At 72.5% G+C, this 3606-nt stretch carries 4 protein-coding genes and 1 pseudogene; 2 read left to right on the top strand and 3 right to left on the bottom strand.

All coding sequences use genetic code 11. The features are described from left to right. Positions 1-180 (bottom strand): annotated as a pseudogene (locus AC08OO_RS03170) (sensor histidine kinase); the annotation flags it as partial. Positions 181-526: 346 nt separating this feature from the next. On the opposite strand from AC08OO_RS03170, the gene AC08OO_RS03175 reads away from it, so the two are divergent. Further along, positions 527-958: a MarR family winged helix-turn-helix transcriptional regulator gene (locus tag AC08OO_RS03175; RefSeq protein WP_476607498.1), complete on the top strand. Its 432-nt coding sequence runs from the start codon at positions 527-529 to the stop codon at positions 956-958. Between the two features lie 36 nt (positions 959-994). On the opposite strand, the gene AC08OO_RS03180 is transcribed toward AC08OO_RS03175, so the two are convergent. Beyond that, positions 995-2008 carry a Gfo/Idh/MocA family oxidoreductase gene (locus AC08OO_RS03180; RefSeq protein WP_476607497.1) on the bottom strand — a complete coding sequence of 338 codons (1014 nt, stop codon included), beginning with the start codon at positions 2006-2008 and terminating at the stop codon, positions 995-997. Between the two features lie 290 nt (positions 2009-2298). Between AC08OO_RS03180 and AC08OO_RS03185 the strand changes: the two genes are divergently transcribed. Next, positions 2299-2964 carry a 2'-5' RNA ligase family protein gene (locus tag AC08OO_RS03185; protein WP_476609050.1) on the top strand — a complete coding sequence of 222 codons (666 nt, stop codon included), beginning with the start codon at positions 2299-2301 and terminating at the stop codon, positions 2962-2964. Here the strand turns inward: AC08OO_RS03185 and AC08OO_RS03190 are convergent. Continuing rightward, on the bottom strand, positions 2931-3479 hold the full coding sequence (locus AC08OO_RS03190; RefSeq protein ID WP_476618221.1) for a winged helix-turn-helix domain-containing protein: 549 nt from the start codon (positions 3477-3479) through the stop codon (positions 2931-2933). The two genes, AC08OO_RS03185 and AC08OO_RS03190, sit on opposite strands and share 34 nt — an antisense overlap. Between the last annotated feature and the right edge of the window lie 127 nt (positions 3480-3606).

The following is a 3606-nucleotide window of genomic DNA, read 5'->3' on the forward strand; positions in this document are numbered from 1 at the left end:
GAGGACGAAGGCGAGCGCCACCGAGACGTTGATGCCCGCCGTCACCGGGTTGTCGGAGAATGCCGGCCACTGGCAGGCGACCGTTCCGGCCGTGGTGGCCACGCCCCCGATGCCGAAGCACCATGAGCGGTGGCGGGCGGCGCAGGCGGCCAGCCTGCGGGGTACACGCGGATGAGGCACCTCAATCCACCGTATGTAGCCGGAATCTCACCGAACAAGCGTCGCACATGGCGACCACGGGTTTTGAGGGTTCCCCCCTAATCTCCCGGCGGCAACCCCCCGAAGAACTCTGGAGCTGCCCCCGAAGCCAGCGGTGGCATCGAAGGTGGAGGCTGGAGAAACGGGTCGGTGTCCCTCGGCGACCGGGCCTTCGGGGTCGGGCCTTCGGGGGCCGGAGCTCGCGAGAGGCCGCCTGTGGTGGTGGGTCGGCTGCCGCTGGGGGGTGGCCGACCCGCCTCCTGCTGTTTTCGGCGGTTCACCAGAATGTCATTCGTTTCTGAGTGTCGCTAACGAGTACCGTCGTGAGATGGAGACCGAGACGGCACGTGAGGCCGAACTCGCGTCCGCGCTGCGCCTGTCGGTGATGCGGCTTTCCCGGCGCATGCGCCAGGAACGGTCGAGTCGGCTCACCCCCACGCAGACCTCCGCGCTTGCCACGCTGGAGCGGCACGGCCCCATGACGCTCGGGGAGATCGCCGCCCACGAGCGCGTCCAGCCGCCGTCGATGACCCGGGTGATCGCGCATCTGGCCGTCACCGGGCTCGTCGAGCGCCGGCCGCATCCCACCGACGGCCGTCAGGTGATCGCCGAGGTGACCGAGGCGGGTCGAGCCCTGCTCGAGGACGACCGTCGGCGCCGGGACGAATGGCTGACCGATCGGCTGGCCGAGCTCTCACACGAGGAGATCGCCGCGCTGAACCGCGCCGCACCGATCCTGGACGCGCTTGCCGGCTCGTAGGCCGCCCGCCGATCCGAGCATCGTTCCAACCGCCGTTCAGAGCTCCACCCAACCGCCCTGCTGATGGGAGGTCTGCGCGGCGGCCATCAGGTGGTTCGCGGTGAGCAGGTCGTGGAAGGTGGCGCCGCGGACCAGCCGTGCGTCGTCGAGTTCGGTGGCACGCACCACGTCGTAGGTGGCCTCCACCAGCCCCGGCCGGGAGGTCGGCACGGTCGGCATCATCAGATCCCGGATGCCGCTGTCGTCCTGGCGGCGGACCAGACGGCCCCGGACGACGATGCGTCCGGAGTCGCCGCATACCGTGAGGGTGGCTGTGCCGAGGTTCCCGCCCATCTGCTCGTTGATCAGGACCGTCGCGCCGCTCGCCGCCAGCAGGGCCAGCGTCACCGGTGCGTCCGGGGTGAGCGCCGGGGCGGGCATCGCGGCCGGATCGGCGCAGACCGCGAGGATCTCGCCGCACCAGCGCATCGCCAGGTCGATGATCTCGACCCGCCCGGCGGGCCCGTTCGGCGCGCCCACCACGGTCATCTGGGTGAGCCGGCCCAGGGAGGGAACGGTCGCCGCGACGTGGGTGGCAGCCGGCCAGGCCCGCCCGTCGAGCGCGACCACGTGGGCGAGATCACCCTCCTCGGCGAGGTCGGCGACCGCGCGCAGGGCCTCGGCCTCGACGGTCGCCGGCCCGGCCAGGAGTACGTGCAGGCCGATCTCGGCCGCTTGCCGGGCGACGATGTCGGACGCGGGCGGCGGTATCTCCACGCAGACCGCCTCGATGTCGTCCGAGAGCAAGGTGAGCAGATCGGCGTACGCCCGTCGGACACCCGCCTCGGCGGCCCAGGCCAGGGACTCCAGCGGCTCCGGGGCGAGGAGACCGACGACGTCGACCCCGGCATCGCGCAGCACCTCGGCGGTAGTGATGTCCGAGCCGTCGGTGACCAGGGCCATCGCGAGGGGCAGGTCCGGCTGCCGCCGACGCACGACGCGACGCAGCTCCCGCCAGGCCTGAGAAAGGGCGGGATCGCGCGGCGGCACCAGATCGGGGAGCGTCGTCACAGCATTGATAGTGCTCCCCGTCCGGTGGCGAGGGTCGCCGGTCAACCCGATTGTCGCCGAGAACCGATCGGAGGCCGAGCGCTCGCCATCCGGGCCCGGAGCAGGTCCATGCCGCACTGTTCGTCTCGGCTCAGGGAGACTGCCGTCCGTTCCAGGGAGACTGTCGTCCGCCCCAGGGAGACTGTCGTCCGCCCCAGGGAGACTGTCGTCCGTTCCAGGGAGACTGTCGTCCGCCCCAGGGAGAGGGAGCCTGTCGTTCCAGGGAGGTTGAGCTGGCAACCAGACTGTTCGTGGCGGCCGTCCCACCCCCCGAGGTCGCCGAGGCGCTGCTCGCGGCCGTGCGCAGGACGCGCGCCGCGGCGGCGGATCTGCGCTGGACCACGCCGGACCAGTGGCACGTCACGTTCGCCTTCCTCGGGCCGGTGCCGGACGACCGGCGCGCCGAGCTCGGCGTGAGACTGGCGCGGGTGGCACGCCGGCACGGCCCGTTCGCCGTCGAGACGGTCGGCGGCGGACGGTTCGGCGATCGGGTGCTGTGGACCGCGGTGCGGCAGCCACCGCCGGTGACCGCGGACGCATCCGTCGACGGCATTGCCGCAGCCGCAGCCGCAGCCGCCGGTGACGTGGCAGGCTCGCGAGCCAGCCCACGCCTGGCGGCGCTGGCGGTCGGGGTCCGGCGGGCCGCCGAGCGTGCCGGGGCGGCCCGCCGGGACACCCGTCCGTTGCGCGCACATCTGACGCTCGCCCGGGTGCCGGACGGACGCGGGCGGGCACTGCAACCGCTCGTCGAGCTGTTGCGTGCCGATGTCCCATCGCTGCCCTGGAGCGTCGAGCGGCTCATCCTGATGAGCAGCTCGGGCGGCGGCGAGTCCGGATCATCGCCCACCTACCGGGCGGAGACGGTCTGGGACCTCGTCGGTGGTCAACCGTCGGTCGAGGGATCCGCCGGGCGGTAGCGGTAGCCCACGCGGCGGATGGTCTCGATACGGTCCCGGTGCTCCGGGCCGAGCTTGCGCCGCAGCCGCGTCACCAGGACATCCACCGTGCGGATGTCGGGAGCCGACTCGTCGTCGACCTGATGGCCCCAGACCGAGCAGAGCAGTGCCTCCCGGCTGTACGCCTGCCCGGGATGGCGGACGAAGAAGTCCAGTACCTCGAACTCCAGGTAGGTCAGCTGCAGGGTCCGGCCGTCAACGGTGGCGAGCCAGGCGGTGCGGTCGACCCACACCCCGCGCTGGGGCGGCGGCGCGATCTCCCACTGGCCGGTCCGGAGGCCGGCGTCGGGCGTGTGCGCGGGCGCCGTCGCGGGCAGGGACGGTCTCGGCAGGGACGGTCGTGGCAGGGACGGTCGTGGAAGGGACGCCGCCGGAACGGACGCCGCACGGGAGGGCGCGGTGTGGGGCGTCCGGTACGGGAGGACGGTCGTCTGCGGGGGCATTACTGGCCTTTCGGTCAGGTTTCTCTCGGTCACCGAAGATCGGGTGGGCGGCGAGATGCCGCCGACGTGTCAGCGTTCTGGCCGGTGGGTCCGCCGGGTACGCGGCGCGGTGGCGCGAAGATGGTGGCGGTGTCTCTCACCAGCGGCGGCGGGGGAGGGC

The organism is Frankia sp. CeCAU1, assembly GCF_977971845.1.

Bases quoted from the DNA above. Each gene is read 5' to 3' on its own strand.
- AC08OO_RS03175 (WP_476607498.1), top strand. From the start codon at position 527: ATGGAGACCGAGACGGCACGTGAGGCCGAACTCGCGTCCGCGCTGCGC.